The sequence below is a fragment of the Mammaliicoccus sp. P-M58 genome (assembly GCF_022386165.1).
In the GTDB taxonomy this organism is placed as follows: Bacteria; Bacillota; Bacilli; order Staphylococcales; family Staphylococcaceae; genus Mammaliicoccus; species Mammaliicoccus sciuri.
Map to the genome: position 1 here is coordinate 215,278 of NZ_JAJNJI010000001.1, position 20,082 is coordinate 235,359.

Here is a 20,082-nt window from a genome sequence, read left to right on the forward strand (position 1 = left end):
TTACACCTCTATTTCTTGTAAGTTAATAAAAAATTCTAATTCTATATGATTTTGACTTTCTGATAAAATTTCAACGTTATATTTAGAAAATGATTGTTCAATTTGATTAAAGTCCTTATTAGTTGGACTTAACCAAACAAGCATTGTGACAAATTCTTCTTCCACTGTAAGACTAATATGAATGTTTTTTTCATCCATATCGTTAATCACGCTAGCTTTTAAATCATTAAATATATTTGTTAAAGTATCATCTGTTTTTACTAAGTTCTTTTGATAATAATCAATATTTGAGTTGTCAATTTCAAATGTCCATTTAGAGCCTGACAAAGATAGTTTGTATTCAAATACATTATGAACAAATTTTCTACACGGTGCATTTAAAAACAACTGTTCTTGCTTGAGATTTTTGTACAATTCATCAATTAATAAATCAACCTCTTCATGTTTTCCTAACTGTTTATATGTATATAACAATTGGAACTGATTCACAAAATCATGTCTAGACTTTAAATACACATCTAAATTATTCATTCCATCACCTTTATTATCGTTATTCATAACACTCATTATAACATTTTCGTATTATGAATAAAAAAAGAAACTGCAATTCTGAATAGCTTCTTTATATATAAACCACACTATGCATTCTTATTTAAATAACTGCCAACATAATGATTGAGGCTGGGACAATTATATATGTCCCAGCCTCATCTAAATATAAAGATTATTCAGCAGCTGCGTATACAGATACTTTCTTTTTGTCACGACCAAAACGTTCGAATTTAACAACGCCGTCGATTTTAGCGAATAATGTATCGTCTCCACCGCGACCTACGTTTTCACCAGCGAAAACTTTAGTTCCACGTTGACGATAAAGAATAGAACCACCAGTAACGAATTGACCGTCAGCACGTTTAGCACCTAAACGTTTTGATTCAGAGTCACGACCGTTCTTTGTAGAACCTACCCCTTTTTTCGATGCGAAAAATTGTAAGTTTAATTTTAACATGAGTTACACCTCACTTGTAATTTAGTTTAATATATTGCCCATATTCTTCTTCGATTGTTTTCAAAGAAACGATAAGGCCTTGTAATAATATTTGCGCTTGTTCATTTTCTAAGTTTACACTACGTATATGAAAATATCCACCGTCGTCACTGTAATCTATATCAGGCGACTCATCAGTTAATCCAATGATAGCATTTGTTGTACCAAAGACAACTGCTGAAGCACCGGCACAGACTAAGTCTTTACCGTATTCACCTGAATCAGCATGTCCAGACATTTCAATATCTGTAACTTGCCCTTCTTGATTCAAACTAACATCTACATTAATCATAAATTATGCGTTGATTTTTTCGATTGTTAATTTAGTGTAAGGTTGACGATGACCTTGTTTACGTTTGTAGTTTTTCTTAGCTTTGTATTTGAATACAGTGATTTTTTTACCGCGTCCTTGTTTTTCAACTTTAGCAGTAACTGAAGCACCTTCAACAACAGGTGATCCAACTTTAACTGAATCTCCACCTACAAATAATACTTGGTCAAATGTGAATGAATCACCTTCATTTACGTCTAATTTCTCAACCCAAATTGTTTGACCTTCTTCAACTTTAACTTGCTTTCCGCCAGTTTCAATTATAGCAAACATACTTGCACCTCCTAATTTTTTAAGTCACGCCATTCATAGGTGACATATGTACTTTAAGACCTATGATCGAGCGGTTGTATGTAGCTAGAAACTACTCAACTTCAATAGATTACCACCTACAGCTATTGATGTCAATATTCTTTCATTAATTCGTATTTCTTTCTAATAATTTTAATACAAATGGGAATATGATGATTAAGCATATCAAATTAAATAGGACAGTTGGTATTAATCTAAATAGAATAATTTGACCAATATTGATAGAAGCAATACCTAAAAATCCATAAAAAACCATTACCCATATTTCAAGTAATACAACTGATGATATTAAGAGTATAACCATCATTAAAATGTCTCTATAAAATACTTTAAATAGTTTATCCATCATAATTACAAAAATTGCGTATCCAAATGTATAGACACCGTATATACCGCCATAATAAATATCTGTAAAAATACCTGTTACGATTGCTAAAATAATAGCAACTTTAGGATTTTTGTATACAGCAATTATGAGCAAGTACAAAAATGTTAATCGAGGTACGATTATAAATGTCTCATTAAATAAAGTTAAAGGTGATAAACGTGTTAATAATGAATCTAAATAAAATAGTAAGACACCAATTAGAGGAATAACGTAAAATCTCATTATTCCTCACCACTTTCATCAGATGAAGGTATCGTTTCTGGATCACGTTTAGCTACGTATACATGGTTTAAATCTTTAATATTTGTAGATGTCTTAATGTAAGCAACTTTAGATAATCCATATTCATCATTTTCTACTTTTTCTACTTTACCTACTAATATACCTTTAGGAAGTTGGTCACCTAAACCATTTGTTACAACTTTAGAGCCTTTTTTGATACTGTATTTATTATCGATATCACCAATAACAAGTAAATCTTTATTTTCATCATATCGATTAATCATACCAAATATATTTTCATCATCTTGTTGAATATCAACTGAAAGCTTACTCGTTTTAACACTTGTAGATATTAACTCAACTTGTGAAGAAAATTGATTTGCTTTTTTAATTCTACCTACTAGACCTTCACTCGTAATGACAGCCATATTTTCTTTCATGCCGCTCTTTTTACCTTTATCAATGATGACTGTATTCATCCATTGATCTGGACTTCTACCAATTACAGTAGCTGATATTGGATTGAATTGCGAAATATCTTTCATATCCAATTCTTTTTTTAAGGCTTTGTTTTCTTTCTCTAATCTCGCTTTATCAGCTTTGATTTGATCTGTACTTTTTACTTCTTCTTTTAATTTATCAACGTCTTCGTCTGAAGTGAAAATTCCAGAGAAGAAATCAGAAACAAAAGTAACTGGATAAGATACGATTCTTCCACCAAACGATGATGTATCACTCGCATATTGTTCACTAAGCGATGCAGATTGTGCTCTCACTGAATAACCAACAATTACAATTAATAAAACCATAGAAATTAGAAAAATCATTATTTTATTATTTTTAAAAAAATTCGACAATCCAAACACCTCTTAATCTTCAAATGACTCATTAACAATGATATTACTATTTTAGCTTACACAGCACTTTAAATAAAGTAAGAGACTGCCGAAATAAAAATTTAATATGCAGTTTTAGGTAATAATTCTATATTTGAGTGCATTGCACTTAAATCATTCATTAAATCTTGCTCTGTTTGATAGACATACATCTTTGGTTCACCAAATTTATACAAGATATACTCTGTTCCTCTTTGCCCTGCAACATAGTTGTCGTCATATCCCATACGTTCTAGTCCTGAAACATCCATGAATTCACTTTTATTAATCCAATTAAATGCTTGTTTAGTTTGACCTAATGGTACATTTTGTAATAATGGATTATCTTCAATTTTATAAGTTGCATTTGCATGTTGTGGAGCCATTTCTTCAGTCGTTTGTTCATTACTGTGATCAAACGGGTTTAAATCACTCAATGCTGGTACATTTCTATATACAATAACAATGATAATGACAATTGCTAATAACGCTAATAAATTTCTAATTAATCTAAATAACCATCTCAAAATTATAGACACCTCTCATTCATTTATATTATACGAAAATTGTTTAAATATCATCATCGGGCTTTAGACCTAAACCTTTAATCATTCTGTAGTCTGATGTAATTACTTGCTCTATTCTATATAATGAATTCAAGAGGTGATAAATTTGGAATTAATATATATATTTTTAGCTATCTTGTTTTTAATTATCTTTTTTAGATTTTTCGTTGGATTATTAAGAGTTGTAATAAAATTAGCAATCATCGCTTTAGTTATTTACTTCATATATCAAGGTGTACTTTACTTTATGTGACCGCAATGATGAGTTTAAAAATATAAAACAATGGCCTGGGATTACATATCCCAGGCCATTAGTTTGTGTAGCACGATTAATCTGTTAAAGACTGCATTTGATACATTTTGTAATATTGTCCTTCTGATTTAATTAACTCATCATGATTACCTTTTTCAATTATGCGACCTTTATCAAGAACAATAATTTGATCAGCATTCTTAATCGTTGAAAGTCGATGTGCAATAATAAATGATGTTCGTCCTTTAGACAACACAGTCATTGCTTTTTGTATAATTTCTTCCGTTTCAGAATCGATACTTGATGTCGCTTCATCTAAAATCAAAATTTCTGGATCAAATGCCAGTGCTCTCGCAAATGAAATGATTTGTCGTTGTCCAGAACTTAATGTTCGACCTCGTTCAATAACTGGCTCATCAATTCCTTTTTTGAAGTGTTCTAACACTCTATCTCCACCTACTGCATTTAAACTTTCAACAGCTTTTTCTCTCGTCACTTTAGGATCGTCTAATGTAATGTTGGATAAAATAGTCCCCGTATATAAGTATGGGTCTTGTAATACAATGCCCATATGTTTACGCATATCTCTTTTTTCAGTCTTAATAGTTGGTATACCATCAATTTCAATCGTTCCAACAGTAGGATCATAGAATCTGAATAGTAAATTCATGATAGAACTTTTGCCTGATCCTGTATGTCCAACTAACGCAATTGTTTGTCCTTTATCGACTTCTAAATTGATATTTTCCAAGACGTATTCACCTTCATTATATGCAAACGATACATCCTTAAAATGAACGGTACCTTCTATTTTTTCAGGCAATTGAACTTGATGTTCTGGCATCTTTTCTTCAGATACATTCATCATTTCAAATACTCTTACGCAAGAAACTCTTGCTTGTTCTAATTGTCCCAATACATTTAATACACCAAACAAAGGATCAAATAATCTCGTGATATAGTTTACAAGAATATACAACGTACCCACTGAAATCGCGACAGAAGAATTTAGAAATTGTGTTCCAAATACGACAATCAACATTAAAAACACAATACTTCTAATCGTACTTAACAAATTATGTTCTGTCAGCGAATCAAATTGTATGATTTTCTTATAATTGTTTAAATACGCTTGATTCATTTCATCGAAATCATCCATAATTTGTTTTTCTTGTTTAAATGCTTGAATGATATTCATACCATTTATAGATTCATTGATAAGTGCATTCATATCACTGTTTTTTTCTCGAATTACATAGTTGTATTTACCTGTTACTTTTTTGTACCACAACAACCAAAGCATGACAAAAGGAATTGTAACCAGTGCGATGAGTCCAATTTTTGTATTAATAAAGAATATCGCAATAATGACACCTATCATCGTGATAAAAGCTGAAATAAAGTTTGGTAATATAACAGTGAATAGTTCGAGTATCATTTGTGTATCATTCGTGATTCTTGCGACTACTTTTCCTGCTGGTAAATTATCAAAGTATTTAATCGGTAACTTTTGAACGTGTTCAAAAAGTTTAATTCTTAACTCTTTAATAACATCTGAGCCAGCACGTTGAAGAACAAGTGTTTGAAAATAACTTAATATCGCATGAATAAGTGACACCACAAAGAACAAACTCAATAATAGTAGCACTGGTCGTAATTGTATAATTTGTGCAGCAGATGTTTTAACATAATGATCAATAATATACATCGCAACCAATGGCCCTAATAATTCAAATCCCACTGCACCAATTAAAATAACAATACCAATGATGAATCTTTTCTTATATTTGCTAACAAATGGAAAGAGTTGATTTACAATACTCACTTGCTATACACCTCCTTCAACCGTTGTCTTTCAAATTGAGATTTGTACCAACCATTCATTTGGAGTAATTGGTCATGTGTACCTGACTCTGTTATTTCTCCATGGTCCATTACAACAATTTGATTAGCATGTTTAACACCAGATAATCGATGTGTCGCAATAATGGTTGTTTTACCTTGTCTATTTTTTTGAATGTTTTGTATAATTTTCTTTTCAGTTTTTGCATCAACAGCAGATAGTGCATCGTCTAAAATTAATATTTTAGGATCCATAATCAATGCTCTAGCAATCGCTATTCTTTGCTTTTGACCTCCAGAAATTGCTATACCTTTTTCTCCTACTAAAGTTTCTAAACCTTGTGGTAAACGTTCAATATCTTTTTCAAAGTATGCTAATTTGATTGCTTCTTCGATTTCATTATCAGTAGCATCAGATTTACCAAATCTAATGTTATCTCTAATCGATCTAGAGAATAAAATATTTTCTTGAGATACATAACCAATTAAACTTCTTAAATCACTTTTTGAAATTTGATTGATATTCGTTTCTCCAAGTACGATTTCTCCATCTCCAGTAGGATATTCTTTCAAAATTTGTTTGATTAACGTCGTCTTACCTGAACCAGTTGCACCAACAATACCTAAAGTTTCACCTTTACCTAGTATGATATTGATGTTGTTTAAGTTAATGGATTCACTAGATGGGTATTTAAACACAACAGAATTCATACCTATATCATGTGAAGGCATGCCTTTATTTTCTACATCAAGTACTGTTTCCGCTTCATTTAACGTTTCTTCAACACGATCAATAGACGCATTACCTCTTTGCATAATATTTATCAAAATACCTACTGAAAACATTGGCCATACGAGCATATTTAAATATACGGTGAATGAAATCAGTCCACCAATTGTCATTTCACCACTGTTAACGAGAAAAGCACCATAACCTATTCCGATAACTTGACTCATGGCAGTTATAATAATCGTTATTGGTTGAAAAAATGCATCCATCTTTTCAACATTCATAAATTTTTCTACGACACTTTCAGTCATATTTTTGAAATCTTTGTTGAGTTTATCTTCTTGTACATACGCTCTTGTGACACGTACACCTTCAATAGACTCAAGAACACTGTCATTCATATCACCAAACGATTTTTGTGAAACTAAATAGCGTTTATGGATTCTTTTACCTAATTCAATTTCTAATATGGCTAGTAAAGGTAATGGAATCAGTGCAAATAGTGTAAGCTTCCATGATACTGTAATACCCATCGTTAATATTATCGTTCCCATAAATGTTGTAGAATCAATTAAAGTTAAAATCCCTATCCCTGCAGTATTTCTAATTTGATTCAAATCGTTTGTAGACTTTGCCATCAAATCTCCAGTTCGATTTTTCTCAAAAAATGTTGGACTCATTGATAAAAATTTTTGCATCAGTTTACGTCTCATAATTGATTCAAGTATTTGAGAACCTGAAAAAATTAAAGTTCTCCAAATATAATTCACAATATAAGACAAAATTAATACAATTATAAAAATAATCACTAATTGGTGATATATTTGTTCAGTTAAAGAACGGTCACTTATCTTATCTATAGTCTGCCCTACTATCCAAGGTGGCAGTACTTCTACAACGTTCGCAATTAATAACAGAATAATTGCAATCGAATATCTCTTCCAATGATCTTTAAAAAACCACATTAACTTTTTAATTGCTTGAAACATGTTGTCCCCCCTTAACCCCTATCATTAAACACAAAAAAGCACACGCATCCTTAAAGAAAGCGTGTGCTTTAATTACATTCTAAAGGAAGTGTATATACTACTCCCTAATGCTTCATATTTAACGTAGGGGTAGTGATGTATGATGTTGTTTGTTTATAAAATCTTCTTCTGATGTTTCTCATAAGTCACTACCTCCTCTCTTATAAATTTAAGTTAATGATAGCCTTTTCAAAAATTAATGTCAATATAATATCCGAAAATTTACAATTTTATTTATTTGTTTAATATTTTGTTTAAAATGAATAATGTAATTGAAACGAGAATACCCCAAGCAATTCCTGCAACAATTGAACCAAGTATTAAATTAATTGAAAGTGCAGAACCGTCTTTTGTTAAAGTAAGAATAATGGATGCTAAGAAAACACCAATGATACCTAACACCAACGTGATGCCATAGTCTTTTCTAACAATTGGTCTCTTTTTCTTACGTTGAAATAAAGAAATAATAAATAGTAACGGTAATACGACAAATAAGAACGTTATGATTTGCAAAATAAAAACTCCTGACTCATTTTTAATTACATTATAACATTGAATCATTCAGTTATATTATTAATTTCTAAGTCTTCACGCATGATATAGTCATTTTCAAATATGCTGATAAATTCTCCATCACCAATGATAATATGATCTAATAAGTCGATACCCATTAAATCACAACAATATAATATTCGCTTTGTCGTTTTAATATCTTCTAATGATGGTGTCGGATCACCACTTGGATGATTATGTGCAATGACAATTGAAGCAGCAGAATGCTTAACTGCCTCTCTCAATAAATCTCTCGGATGGACAACCGCCATATTTAATGATCCAATAAAAATCGATTGTTCGTGTATAATTTGATTCTTTGTATTTAATAATAAAGCAACAAAGTGTTCTTGCTTTAAATATCTTAATTTTTCCATTAAATAATCTGCAACATCTTGTGGTTCATTGATTTCTACTTTGTCGAGAACGGTATTGCTATGCATTCTTTTAGCTAATTCAATAACTGCTAAAATTGTAATAGCTTTAGATTCACCAATGCCATTAACACTTAGTAATTCAGACAATGTTAAATGTCTTAGCTCTCTTGTATTTTCAACTAAATTCAATACTTTATTTGCACATTCTAGACTAGAATATTGTTTGCTTCCTGAATTAATAATGATCGCCAATAATTCTCTATTTGTTAATTTATCTGGACCATATGATTTAAGTCTTTCTCTCGGTTTATCTTCATGTTGTAAATCTTTAATTTTAATAACCATAGTAGCCTCCTAAAAAATAATCATTAAGTTGAGTTTGGAATAATTGTACAAATATAACTGCAAGTGTCATAAAAGGAACGAGTGGTACTTTTTGAATTTTGTTTCTTGTAATACATACATATAGAGTAGTTAATATACCTGCAAATATAAAAGTAAACATAAAACATAATATAAAATGTGATACTGGCAAAATTAAACTGAGTAACGAAAATAATTTAATATCTCCATAACCTAGCCCTCCTTTTGATACGAAATATAAGACATGCAAAATCAATATGATAAACAGTGCGTAAAAAACTTGTTCTCGCGTTATTCCAAATAAATAAATGCTACATACTAACATAAGGATGAGCATATGATTCGGTATGACAAAATGATGGAAATCATAAATAGATAAAGGTATTAAAAATATAATTGAGAAGTAATACAAAAGAGGATTTAATTGAACGAATGAAAGAATTGGAATGAGAAATAGTATGCCAAATAGGACTTCACAAATTAATAAACTTATTGGAATGCGCTTCTTACAATAACGACATTTACCGCGTAATGCTACATAACTTACAACGGGTATTAAATCTATCGGTTTAAGTGTTGTATAACATGATTCACAAACAGATTGCTTCGTTAATAAATGAAAGTTTACTTTTTTTACACCCGTAAGTTGATACATATAACTTGCAATGATTGCACCGAATATAAACATTTTGAACATGCTTTTTTAACTCCTTTTTGATATAAATTAATATACCAAATAACACCTCAATATTTATAATCGCATATTGTTAGTAAATAGCTTTAATACTTTTAAACGATTTATAATTCCATTAAAAAACTTGAAAAACACCTAAAGAATACATGTGTTTTTCAAGTTTTGTAAAATTTTAAAATTTAATAACCTAGGGCTAACGCAATAAAAATACCAACTAAACAGATAACTACCCACAGTAATAATAACTTCCAAATAAATTTAACCCAAGTTGTATATGAGATACCTGCTACAGCTAATCCTCCCATTAACGAAGCTGATGTTGGGAAAATACTATTACTCACTGCATCACCATATTGGAAGGCAAGTACTGCCATTTGTCTATTGATATTCAATAAATCAGAAATTGGCACCATTAATGGCATCGTAGTCATCGCTTGACCAGAACCAGATGGGATAAAGAAGTTCAAAATCATTTGTATGATAAACATCATCCCTACCGTAATACTTGCTGGTAAATCTTGAATTGTATTTGTTAAATAATAAACGATTGTGTCGATAATTTTACCATTTTCTAATACAACGACGATTGCTTTAGCGAAACCAACAATTAATGCCCCAAATAAAATAGACTGCATACCCTCGATTAAAGCATCGAAAGTACCATTAAAACCTAACCCAGCAATAAATCCTGCCAATAATCCGACAAGCAAGAAATTAGCACTCATTTCATTAAATGACCAACCAAATGTAAAAATACCAAATACGTTAAAACATATTGCACTGACTAATAAAATTAAACAAAACATTTGTCGCTTTGTAAATCTACCAATCTCTTCTTGTGGTTCTGTTTGATTCTTTTCTTGTTGTTCTAACTCGTATACTAAACTTTTCTTTGGATTCTTTTTAACTTTTCGAGCGTAAAACATAACGTATGCAATACCAACAATTAATACACAAATATAAATAATCGTTCTAAATTCCCATCCAGAAAAAAGCGGAATTTCTGCAATCTGTTGAGCAACTCCAACTGTAAATGGGTTGAGCATTCCACCCAGAAAGCCAGCAGCAGCGCCCATGATAATCATTGCAGCACCTGTCATTGCATCATATCCAACTGCTCTAGCAATCGCTATACCGATTGGAACAAAAATAATCGTCTCTTCAGCTAAACCTATAGAGAAACCAAGCAATGAAAAAATAAACATCGTTAGTGGAATCATTAACTTACCGTTTTTACCAAGCTTATTCATTGCAGCATTGACGCCATTTGTAATGGCTCCTGTCTTATGAATTATGCCAAATGCACCACCAACTAAAAATATGTAAAAGATAATATCAGCACCACTGATTAATCCTTCAGGTATCGATCTAAATATTTCTAAAAAGCCAGAAGGTTCACTATCTACTAAATGATATGTACCCGAAACAACTTCTTCCCGATCATTAACAGACTTCCTGTCAAATTCCCCAGAAGGTATCACATAAGTCAGTAAACAACTCATAGCAATAATGAAAAGCAATATAGCATATGTATGAGGATTCTTGAACCTTATAAATTTTCCAACTATATCTTTCAAATTAATCCCCCCTATTTATAAGTACCATCATACACTATTATCAGAAAATATTGAATATTATATAAAAATCTATGATTTTGTTCGTGCATGCTTGCCTAGGGTATGGTTCGAGCCTGTAGTCTCTCACTCATACAATTCCCTCAGGCGTCAGCACGTTACAAAATCGTTAAAAATAAGCTGAGAACTTATCCGCGAAAAGTATGGGCATAAAAAATGAGTTTGGGACATAATTCCTAACTCAAATTAAAAAACACCTCATTTACTGATTTACTCAGTAAAATGAGGTGTTTTTATGATTTTTAGCTTAATTTGTGAAGGCGTGTTTATAGTATGGTGCCCATAGTAACAAAAATCGTCGGAAGTGTAACTAAGGATGTCCATAGTAACAAAAGTCAGCGCAAGTGTAACTAAGGATGCCATAGTAACAAAATGACACTCGTTAAAGATATATAAGAAAAGAGACTGGGACATAATGTAATGTCTCAGTCTCTTTTATCATATTAGCAGTAGAAGTCTGAATTGAAAATGCGCTTGTACTAAGCTTTTTTTCAACTCTAGTCATCCTTGCCAGGACAACGAAATCTTTTTATACAAATTAGATTTCTGTCCCACTCCCATTCTATATTAATCTTTAAATAATTTTCTTACTTCGCTAATAAAGTATAAACTTCCTGTTACAACGAGTAATTCTCCGTCGTACTTTTCAATAAATTGAGGATAGTCTTGAACTTTTTCAATATGGTGATGCTCTAAATAATCGTATACTGCATCTATTGGTAATGCTTTTGGAAAATCAAATGTTGTTACATAAAACCTATTAGTAATTTCTTCTATGCTATTCATCATTTTCCCTATTGGCTTACCATCTATCGCTGCAAATAACACATCGATTTTTTTGTCAGAATAGTATTGTTTTAATGTATCTACTAATGCATCAATACTTTCTTTATTATGTGCACCGTCTATTAAAATAAGTGGTTGCTCTTGAACTTTTTCAATTCGACCTGACCATGTTGTATGTTCTATCGCTTCAATCATTGTATTAAAGTTTAATTGAATCATACCTCTTTGATACATTTCAATAAGTGTTGTAATCGCTAGTGCAGCATTTTCATGCTGATGTTGACCTATCATTCTTAGTTGAATGTTTTCTAATTCATAACTACCATATCGATACGTAAATTCAGTATTATCTGACAGTACATGAAAATCTCGATCTAGTTCTAGACCTTTATTATAATTTTTCTCAACTACTTCTCTAACGAAATGTAACGCATCTTTAGGCTTAATGGCATATACAAGAGGAACACTTGGTTTAATGACACCAGCTTTTTCTCTTGCAATATCCATATACGTATCGCCTAAAATATTAGTATGATCTAAACCGATACTTGTTAACACAGTCATTATTGGTTGAAATACATTCGTTGAATCATTTAAAGCACCTAATCCCGCTTCAATGATGACAAAGTCTACAGGATGTACTGTACCAAAATATACAAACATCATTAATGTAATGATTTCAAATTCAGTAGCTGGACCTAAATCAGTTTCAGATTCAAGTCGTTCAGATATTGGTTTAACTATCTGAACTAACTCAACCAATTCATCATCTGTAATTGGTGTTCCATTAATACTGATTCTTTCATTGAAAGTGACTATAAATGGCGATGTGAAAGTACCAATTTTATATTTATTAGCTACTAGGGCTTCTCTTAAATAACTGACAGTTGAACCTTTACCATTTGTACCGACTACGTGAACTGCTTGAATCTTTTCTTCAGGATTACCTAATTTGTCGAGCATCCACTTCATTCTTTTAACGCCTGGTTTAATACCGAACTTCGTGCGTTCATGTATCCAGTGTAAACTATCTAAATAATTCATAAGATTTCCTAGCCTTTCAGTTGTTCAATTCTTGCTAATACACCATCATATTTTTCTTGATAATTAACTTTTTTATCTTTTTCTTCGTTAATAATCTTTTCAGGTGCATTTGCAACGAATTTTTCATTGCTTAATTTTTTATTAACACGATCTAATTCTTTTTGCCATTTTTGAAGTTCTTGTTCAAGTCTTTCTATTTCTTTATCCATGTCAATTAAACCTTCTAAAGGTAATACAACTGTCGCACCAAAAACTACTTCAGTCATTGCTTTTTCTGGTATTTCAACTTTTGTATCAATCACTAACTCACTTGGATTACAGAAACGCATTAAATAATCTTTATTGTCTAAAAGTTGTTTTTTCAATTTTTCATCTTTAGCTCCAATGTGAATTGGTACTTCTTTAGACATTGGCGTATTCACTTCACGACGTGCTTGTCTTACAGATTTAATGATTTCAACTAATAGTTGCATAGATACTTTACTATTTTCATTTGATAGTTCTGGTCTTACTTCAGGCCATGAAGCTTGAATAATTGTTTCACCTTCATGTGGTAATGCTTGCCAAATATGTTCTGTTACAAATGGCATTAATGGATGAAGCATACGCATTGTTTGATCTAACGTATAAGCTAATACTGAACGTGTCGTTTGTTTTTTAGCTTCGTCATCACCATTCATTGGTATTTTACTCATTTCGATATACCAATCACAGAATTCATCCCAAATGAAGTTATATAATACACGACCAACTTCACCAAATTCATATTTATCACTTAAATCCGTAACGTTCGCAATAGTTTCATTTAATCGTGTAAGAATCCATTCATCTGCAACTGATTTTTCACCAGATAAATCTATATCTTCAAATTTGAAATCTTCACCGATATTCATGATGCTGAAACGTGACGCATTCCAAATTTTATTGATAAAGTTCCATACCGCTTCAACTTTTTCAGTAGAATAACGTAAGTCATGACCTGGAGATGAACCAGTAGCTAAGAAGTATCTTAAACTATCTGCGCCATATTCATCAATTACATCCATTGGGTCAACACCGTTACCAAGTGATTTACTCATTTTACGGCCATCTTCAGCTCTTACTAAACCGTGTAATAAAACGTCATTGAACGGTTTTTTACCTGTAAATTCTAAACCTTGGAATATCATTCTTGATACCCAGAAGAAAATAATATCATAACCTGTTACTAACGTATTAGTTGGATAGTAACGTTTGAAATCTTCATTGTTTTCATCTGGCCAACCTAATGTTGAGAATGGCCATAATGCAGAACTAAACCATGTATCTAGAACATCTTCATCTTGAGTCCAGTTCTCGATATCTGCTGGTGGTTCTTCGCCAACGTAAGTTTCGCCTGTTTCATTATGGTACCATGCTGGGATTTGATGACCCCACCATAATTGTCTTGAAATTGTCCAGTCACGAATGTTTTCCATCCATCTATTGAATGTTCCTTCAAAACGATCTGGTACAAAATTAATACGACCATCTGTATCTTGATTGTCTAATGCTTGTTTAGCTAATGGTTCCATTTTAACAAACCATTGTGTAGATAAATAAGGTTCTACTACTGCACCACTTCTTTCTGAGTGACCAACAGAATGAACATGTTCTTCTATTTTGATTAATTCACCAGTTTCTTTTAAGTCTTCGATTAATTGTTTACGGCATTCAAAACGATCTAAACCATTATATTTACCAGCAAGCTCATTCATCGTACCGTCTTCATTCATAACATTAATTTTTTCTAGTTGATGTCTTTCTCCAATTTCGAAGTCATTAGGGTCATGAGCTGGTGTAACTTTCATTGCTCCACTACCGAATTCAATATCAACATAGTCATCACCAATAATCGGTAATTCACGACCAATAATCGGTAAGATAACTGATTTACCAATTAAATGTTTGTAACGATCATCATTTGGGTTAACAACAATTGCTGTGTCACCTAACATCGTTTCAGGACGTGTCGTTGCAATTTCAATTGCACCTTCACCGTCTTTAAAAGGATATTTAATATGATAGAAATGACCTGTAATATCTTCGTGAATAACTTCAATATCAGAAATAGCTGTTTTAGTTTGTGGATCCCAGTTAATGATTCTTTCACCACGATAGATAAGACCTTTGTTATACATATCAACAAACACTTTTTTAACTGCTTGAGATAAGCCTTCATCTAATGTAAAACGTTCACGACTATAGTCTAATCCTAATCCTAACTTAGCCCATTGCGCTCTAATAAAGTCAGCATATTCTTCTTTCCATGACCAAGCATGTTCAAGGAATTTTTCTCTTCCTAAATCATGTCTTGTTAAACCTTGTTCTCTTAATTTACCTTCAACTTTAGCTTGTGTCGCAATACCTGCGTGGTCCATACCTGGTAAATACAATGTGTCATAACCTTGCATTCTTTTCATTCTTGTTAAAATATCTTGTAAAGTTGTATCCCATGCATGTCCTAAATGCAACTTCCCTGTTACGTTTGGTGGTGGAATAACAATTGTGTATGTTTCCTTTTCTTTATTTTCACTTGGCTTAAAATAATTATGATCTAACCAAAATTGATAACGGCCTTCTTCAACCTTCTTAGGGTTATACTTAGGTTCCATTTCCATTAAAATCACTCCCTTTATAATATAAAAAACCCGTCCTAATAAATAGGACGGGTTAAACCGTGGTACCACCTAAATTCAATATAATCACTTATATTGCACTCTAACGATTATCGCTCGCACACGCATTAACCTACTTAGTTTCAATTAACGTTCAATTTAAGGCTACCTTCAATCATCATTAATATGCATTTACACCAACCATGCACTCTCTATCATTAATCAATGATTTACTCTTCCTTGATAAATATTCGATTACTTTAATAATATAAGCAGAATCCATATAAGTCAATATTGATTCAATTTAATTTCCATATTTTCTAGTTCGTGCTGTTAAGAATATTTTAATTAATGGCGCAACAATCAGTAGAATAAAGAATATCCTAAATATATGATAACTTGAAATCATGGCGACATCTCCGCCTGTTTCTAATGCTACAACGATGATTTGAGCCATACCACCAGGTGCTGCACTTAAGAATAAATCGTTTATATTGTCGTCTATAAATAACTCAAATACAAAGACAAGTACAAATGCCCCAATAATGAGTGATACATTTTGAAATGCTATAGCAAAAATCGTTTTTCTCGTTAAATTATTGATTAAATCTGATATTTGAACACCTATTCTTATACCGAATAATACTTGTGCAACGACAATAATCGGATAATCTAACGAGAAGATTTGCCCAGTATATAAATTCCATACTAATAATACAAATATCGGTGCAAGTAATTGCGGCACAGGCACTTTCAATTTATAGAATATAAAGTATAAAGCGATGATACCGATTAGTAGCACAAATAGTCCTGTGAAATCTAGCGCTGTAAATATAGATGGCGCCTTTTCAATTTCTCCTGACGCGGTACCATCATTACCATAAATGGATGAAATAATTGGAACTAATATTACGACAAACATGATTCGAGATGTTTGTGTCAGTGTAACAATTAACAAATCTGCTTTTTTATTTTCTTCAGCCATAATAACCATCTGACTTAAAGCACCTGGTATTGCACTTAACAATGCCGTTTCGAAAGTAACATTTGCAATTTTTCTAAACGCTATTGATACAATTAACGCAAGTATTAATATACAAACTGACATTAATATAATTTGTATCCATTCATCTTTAATATCATGAAGGACATTAGGCGTGAATGTAGAACCCATTTGAATACCTAATATCAGTAACCCGATATTACCTAACCATGTTGGCCATTTAATCGTTCTTTTCAACACTTTAATCACAATTAAACTCGCAAATATAGGTCCAAACAACCATGGTAATATCATGTGAATACTTTGTAACACAAAACCGAGTATAATTGCTAACAAACTAACGAGTATAATGTTCCATTTATTTCTATTCATGATTTAACACCTCAAAAAAATTATATCATTTATCGTTCTATAATTTGAGGTATGTTTTATTCGTTCGTAATTCTTTCTAAAGCAGTGTCAAAAGCTTGAATTGTTTTTTCAATATCTTCTTTAGTATGTGCTGTAGATAAGAATGTTCCTTCAAATTGTGAAGGTGGTAAGAATACGCCCTCTTGAGCCATTTCTCTATACATTTTACTAAATAGTTCTAAATCTGAAGAATTTGCTTCATCAAAGTTAGTTACAGGTCCTTCATTTAAGAAATAACCGATCATTGAACCTGCACGATTAACCGTAATCGGAACAGCGTGTTTTGCAAATACTTCTTTCAGACCCTTTTCAAGTAAATCTCCAAGTTCATTAAAGTATTGATAGCTTTCTTCAGTTAATTCACTTAGTGTTGCATAACCACTTGTCATTGCTAATGGGTTACCTGAAAGTGTACCAGCTTGATATACATTACCGACTGGTGCTATTTCTTCCATAATTTCTCTCTTACCACCGAATGCACCAACTGGTAGTCCACCACCTATAACTTTACCTAAACATGTTAAATCTGGTGTTACACCAAAGTAACCTTGTGCACAGTTATAGCCAACTCTAAATCCAGTCATGACTTCATCAAATATAAGTAATGAGCCATATTCTTTCGTAATATCACGTAAACCTTCTAAGAAGCCTTCAACAGGTGGCACGACGCCCATGTTACCAGCTACTGGCTCAACTATGACGCCAGCAATATCTTCACCAAAGTGTTCAAACGCAACTTTTACTGCTTCAATATCGTTATATGGTACAGTAACAGTGTTTTTAGCTGTGCCTTCTGGTACACCAGGAGAATCTGGTAAACCTAAAGTCGCAACGCCAGAACCTGCTTTAATTAATAATGAATCACTATGACCGTGATAACAGCCTTCAAATTTCAATATTTTATTTCTACCAGTATATCCTCTAGCAAGACGTAAAGCGGCTAATGTCGCTTCTGTACCTGAAGAAACCATTCTCACCATTTCAATAGATGGCACACGTTCAATAACAAGTTTTGCCATTTTATTTTCAAGTTCAGTTGATGCACCGAATGAAGTACCTTTATCAACTGCTTCATGTAATGCAGCTTTTACTTTTTCATGTGTATGACCTAGAATTAATGGTCCCCAACTTAATACATAATCAATATATTCATTACCATCTACATCATAAATTTTAGATCCTTGTCCGTGGTCCATAAAAATCGGTGGTGTATCTACTGATTTAAAAGCACGTACTGGACTATTTACGCCACCTGGCATTAAATTTACGGCTTCATCATAGGCATTTATTGAACGTTCATATCTCATATTAGTAGTCTCCTCCATCTATATATTTACAAATATCTTTAGCAAAATAAGTAATAATCATGTCAGCGCCAGCACGTTTCATTGACGTCATTTGTTCCATCACAATTTTTTCTTCATCTATCCAGCCATTTAATGCAGCTGCTTTTGTCATACTGTATTCTCCACTTACATTGTATGCAACAATTGGTAAGTCTGAGCGATTACGAACATCTCTAATGATATCTAAATAGCTTAGAGCTGGTTTAACAATCATCATGTCGCAACCTTCTTTAATATCACTTTCTAATTCTCTGAATGCTTCTAATCGATTACTTGGATCCATTTGATAAGTCTTACGATCACCAAATGAAGGTGCCCCTTCTGCTGCTTCTCTAAATGGGCCATAGAAGCTAGATGCGTATTTAATACCATAACTCATAATAGGAATATTTATAAATCCTGCTTGATCTAAACCTTCTCTAATTTCAGCAACAAATCCGTCCATCATATTACTTGGAGCAATAATATCTGCACCAGCTTTAGCTTGTGATACAGCTGTTTTTACAAGTAATTCTAATGATTGATCGTTATCTACATCTTTTGTTTCTTCGTTTATTACACCGCAATGTCCGTGGTCTGTATATTCACATAAACACGTATCCGCCACTACTAACATATCTGGGAATTTACTTTTAGATAATCGTGTTGCTTTTTGTATAATACCATCATCAATAAAAGCACCTGTTCCACAAGCATCTTTCTCATTAGGTATACCAAAGAACATAACACCTCTAATGCCTAAATCATAAGCTTCTTTAAGCTCTTGTTCTAATAAGTTTAAACTTAATTGATAAATACCTGGCATTGAAGATATTTCGTTCTTAATATTATCTTCTTCAATTACAAAAATCGGATATATTAAATCTGATTTATGAACATACGTTTCTTTCACCATATTTCTCATTACTTGAGATGATCTAAGTCTTCTATGTCTATCAAATTTCATGATTTTACCTCTTTCAAAATTGTATTTATCATGCCTTCTAATGTGTATTCTTCTGCTACTTTAGAAGGTTGATGATATGTATTTAACTTTCGCTCTGTTATAGCACCAATTGCATAAACTTCAACTGAGTTCGGAATTCGATGATAGGTATCAAAATAACTAGAAACAGCTGATGAACTTGAAAAAGTAACATGCGTTACTTCTTGCTGTTGTATCAGTTCATGTACTTTTCTAACATTTTCTATATTTGTAACAGGCTCATATAGATGCAGTACTTGTACTTGATTATCCCATTTCATAAGTTCTTTCGCCAGTTTATCTCTAGCTTGTTTACTACATGGGATTAATATAGATTGATTTGTGAACTGATCTTTAAATTCATGTAATAAGCCTTCTTGAGTAAATGAATCTGGCATTAAATCTACTGGAATATTGTATTGATCTGCTACTTTTTTTGTTTTTGTACCGATAACTGCTATACAATCGACTTCTATTTGATTTAAATATGGTTCAAATATTTTGATCGCATTTACAGACGTAAAAATAAGCCAATCATAGTGTGGTTTTAAACAAGATTGTTCAAATTTGATAGGAACAATATCAATGAACGGATAATGACGAATTTCGACATCTTCACGTTGAACAGTTCTTGTACTTGTAACCACAATGATTGGCTTCATGTTAACGACTCCTTA

General features: G+C 32.0%; 19 protein-coding genes and 2 other annotated features. All 19 genes read right to left on the reverse strand.

Features of this window, described 5'->3' with window-relative positions:
- Window positions 1-531: a Spo0B domain-containing protein gene (locus tag LQ694_RS01100; RefSeq protein WP_096791930.1), complete on the reverse strand. Its 531-nt coding sequence runs from the start codon at window positions 529-531 to the stop codon at window positions 1-3.
- A 193-nt stretch (window positions 532-724) separates the two neighbouring features.
- Window positions 725-1,009, reverse strand: a complete 285-nt coding sequence (gene rpmA, locus LQ694_RS01105) for a 50S ribosomal protein L27 (RefSeq protein WP_025904267.1) — start codon at window positions 1,007-1,009, stop codon at window positions 725-727.
- 10 nt (window positions 1,010-1,019) lie between these two features.
- Window positions 1,020-1,340 (reverse strand): ribosomal-processing cysteine protease Prp, encoded by a 321-nt coding sequence (locus LQ694_RS01110; RefSeq protein WP_037588433.1) that lies wholly within the window; start codon window positions 1,338-1,340, stop codon window positions 1,020-1,022.
- Between the two features lie 3 nt (window positions 1,341-1,343).
- Window positions 1,344-1,652 (reverse strand): 50S ribosomal protein L21, encoded by a 309-nt coding sequence (gene rplU, locus LQ694_RS01115; protein ID WP_016911517.1) that lies wholly within the window; start codon window positions 1,650-1,652, stop codon window positions 1,344-1,346.
- 12 nt (window positions 1,653-1,664) lie between these two features.
- Window positions 1,665-1,738: a sequence feature (ribosomal protein L21 leader region), on the reverse strand.
- Window positions 1,739-1,797: 59 nt separating this feature from the next.
- The gene (mreD, locus tag LQ694_RS01120) at window positions 1,798-2,301 is read right to left on the reverse strand and encodes a rod shape-determining protein MreD (protein WP_135016663.1); all 504 of its coding nucleotides are present in this window, start codon (window positions 2,299-2,301) and stop codon (window positions 1,798-1,800) included.
- A complete protein-coding gene (mreC, locus tag LQ694_RS01125) occupies window positions 2,301-3,158 on the reverse strand; it encodes a rod shape-determining protein MreC (RefSeq protein WP_096791843.1) in 858 nt (285 codons plus the stop codon). Before mreC ends, mreD begins: the two co-directional genes overlap by 1 nt.
- A 101-nt stretch (window positions 3,159-3,259) precedes the next feature.
- Window positions 3,260-3,703: a DUF4930 family protein gene (locus LQ694_RS01130; protein ID WP_037588438.1), complete on the reverse strand. Its 444-nt coding sequence runs from the start codon at window positions 3,701-3,703 to the stop codon at window positions 3,260-3,262.
- 368 nt (window positions 3,704-4,071) lie between these two features.
- Window positions 4,072-5,820, reverse strand: a complete 1,749-nt coding sequence (locus LQ694_RS01135) for an ABC transporter ATP-binding protein (RefSeq protein WP_058611678.1) — start codon at window positions 5,818-5,820, stop codon at window positions 4,072-4,074.
- Window positions 5,817-7,556, reverse strand: coding sequence for an ABC transporter ATP-binding protein (locus LQ694_RS01140; protein ID WP_239771784.1), 1,740 nt, complete (start codon window positions 7,554-7,556; stop codon window positions 5,817-5,819). The genes LQ694_RS01135 and LQ694_RS01140 overlap by 4 nt, the downstream gene beginning before the upstream one ends.
- A gap of 273 nt (window positions 7,557-7,829) precedes the next feature.
- Complete coding sequence (locus LQ694_RS01145; protein WP_048539635.1) at window positions 7,830-8,108, reverse strand: hypothetical protein; 279 nt, start codon at window positions 8,106-8,108, stop codon at window positions 7,830-7,832.
- Window positions 8,109-8,152: 44 nt separating this feature from the next.
- Window positions 8,153-8,869, reverse strand: a complete 717-nt coding sequence (gene radC, locus LQ694_RS01150; RefSeq protein ID WP_037588446.1) for a RadC family protein — start codon at window positions 8,867-8,869, stop codon at window positions 8,153-8,155.
- On the reverse strand, window positions 8,859-9,584 hold the full coding sequence (locus LQ694_RS01155) for a prepilin peptidase (RefSeq protein WP_096791841.1): 726 nt from the start codon (window positions 9,582-9,584) through the stop codon (window positions 8,859-8,861). Before LQ694_RS01155 ends, radC begins: the two co-directional genes overlap by 11 nt.
- Before the next feature lie 176 nt (window positions 9,585-9,760).
- Window positions 9,761-11,158: a YfcC family protein gene (locus LQ694_RS01160; RefSeq protein ID WP_058611681.1), complete on the reverse strand. Its 1,398-nt coding sequence runs from the start codon at window positions 11,156-11,158 to the stop codon at window positions 9,761-9,763.
- Between the two features lie 624 nt (window positions 11,159-11,782).
- On the reverse strand, window positions 11,783-13,045 hold the full coding sequence (locus LQ694_RS01165) for a bifunctional folylpolyglutamate synthase/dihydrofolate synthase (protein WP_196968314.1): 1,263 nt from the start codon (window positions 13,043-13,045) through the stop codon (window positions 11,783-11,785).
- 8 nt (window positions 13,046-13,053) lie between these two features.
- A complete protein-coding gene (locus LQ694_RS01170) occupies window positions 13,054-15,684 on the reverse strand; it encodes a valine--tRNA ligase (RefSeq protein ID WP_239771786.1) in 2,631 nt (876 codons plus the stop codon).
- A 40-nt stretch (window positions 15,685-15,724) separates the two neighbouring features.
- Window positions 15,725-15,937 (reverse strand) — a binding site (T-box leader).
- Between the two features lie 48 nt (window positions 15,938-15,985).
- Window positions 15,986-17,056, reverse strand: a complete 1,071-nt coding sequence (locus tag LQ694_RS01175; RefSeq protein ID WP_049318690.1) for an AbrB family transcriptional regulator — start codon at window positions 17,054-17,056, stop codon at window positions 15,986-15,988.
- Window positions 17,057-17,112: 56 nt separating this feature from the next.
- Window positions 17,113-18,402, reverse strand: a complete 1,290-nt coding sequence (hemL, locus tag LQ694_RS01180) for a glutamate-1-semialdehyde 2,1-aminomutase (RefSeq protein ID WP_096791837.1) — start codon at window positions 18,400-18,402, stop codon at window positions 17,113-17,115.
- Between the two features lies 1 nt (window position 18,403).
- Window positions 18,404-19,387 (reverse strand): porphobilinogen synthase, encoded by a 984-nt coding sequence (gene hemB, locus LQ694_RS01185; protein ID WP_058611686.1) that lies wholly within the window; start codon window positions 19,385-19,387, stop codon window positions 18,404-18,406.
- Entirely contained in the window at window positions 19,384-20,067 is a 684-nt protein-coding gene (locus LQ694_RS01190; RefSeq protein ID WP_096791836.1) for a uroporphyrinogen-III synthase, read from the reverse strand. Before LQ694_RS01190 ends, hemB begins: the two co-directional genes overlap by 4 nt.
- Window positions 20,068-20,082 lie beyond the last annotated feature (15 nt).

What these genes read in the sequence shown, in the direction of transcription:
- LQ694_RS01100 (WP_096791930.1), bottom strand. Translation starts at nt 531, where the DNA reads ATGAATAATTTAGATGTGTATTTAAAGTCTAGACATGATTTTGTGAAT.
- LQ694_RS01110 (WP_037588433.1), bottom strand. Translation starts at nt 1,340, where the DNA reads ATGATTAATGTAGATGTTAGTTTGAATCAAGAAGGGCAAGTTACAGAT.
- LQ694_RS01140 (WP_239771784.1), bottom strand. Translation starts at nt 7,556, where the DNA reads ATGTTTCAAGCAATTAAAAAGTTAATGTGGTTTTTTAAAGATCATTGG.
- LQ694_RS01155 (WP_096791841.1), bottom strand. Translation starts at nt 9,584, where the DNA reads ATGTTCAAAATGTTTATATTCGGTGCAATCATTGCAAGTTATATGTAT.
- LQ694_RS01190 (WP_096791836.1), bottom strand. Translation starts at nt 20,067, where the DNA reads ATGAAGCCAATCATTGTGGTTACAAGTACAAGAACTGTTCAACGTGAA.
- rpmA (WP_025904267.1), bottom strand. Translation starts at nt 1,009, where the DNA reads ATGTTAAAATTAAACTTACAATTTTTCGCATCGAAAAAAGGGGTAGGT.
- hemB (WP_058611686.1), bottom strand. Translation starts at nt 19,387, where the DNA reads ATGAAATTTGATAGACATAGAAGACTTAGATCATCTCAAGTAATGAGA.
- LQ694_RS01175 (WP_049318690.1), bottom strand. Translation starts at nt 17,056, where the DNA reads ATGAATAGAAATAAATGGAACATTATACTCGTTAGTTTGTTAGCAATT.
- LQ694_RS01170 (WP_239771786.1), bottom strand. Translation starts at nt 15,684, where the DNA reads ATGGAAATGGAACCTAAGTATAACCCTAAGAAGGTTGAAGAAGGCCGT.
- mreD (WP_135016663.1), bottom strand. Translation starts at nt 2,301, where the DNA reads ATGAGATTTTACGTTATTCCTCTAATTGGTGTCTTACTATTTTATTTA.
- radC (WP_037588446.1), bottom strand. Translation starts at nt 8,869, where the DNA reads ATGGTTATTAAAATTAAAGATTTACAACATGAAGATAAACCGAGAGAA.
- LQ694_RS01165 (WP_196968314.1), bottom strand. Translation starts at nt 13,045, where the DNA reads ATGAATTATTTAGATAGTTTACACTGGATACATGAACGCACGAAGTTC.
- hemL (WP_096791837.1), bottom strand. Translation starts at nt 18,402, where the DNA reads ATGAGATATGAACGTTCAATAAATGCCTATGATGAAGCCGTAAATTTA.
- rplU (WP_016911517.1), bottom strand. Translation starts at nt 1,652, where the DNA reads ATGTTTGCTATAATTGAAACTGGCGGAAAGCAAGTTAAAGTTGAAGAA.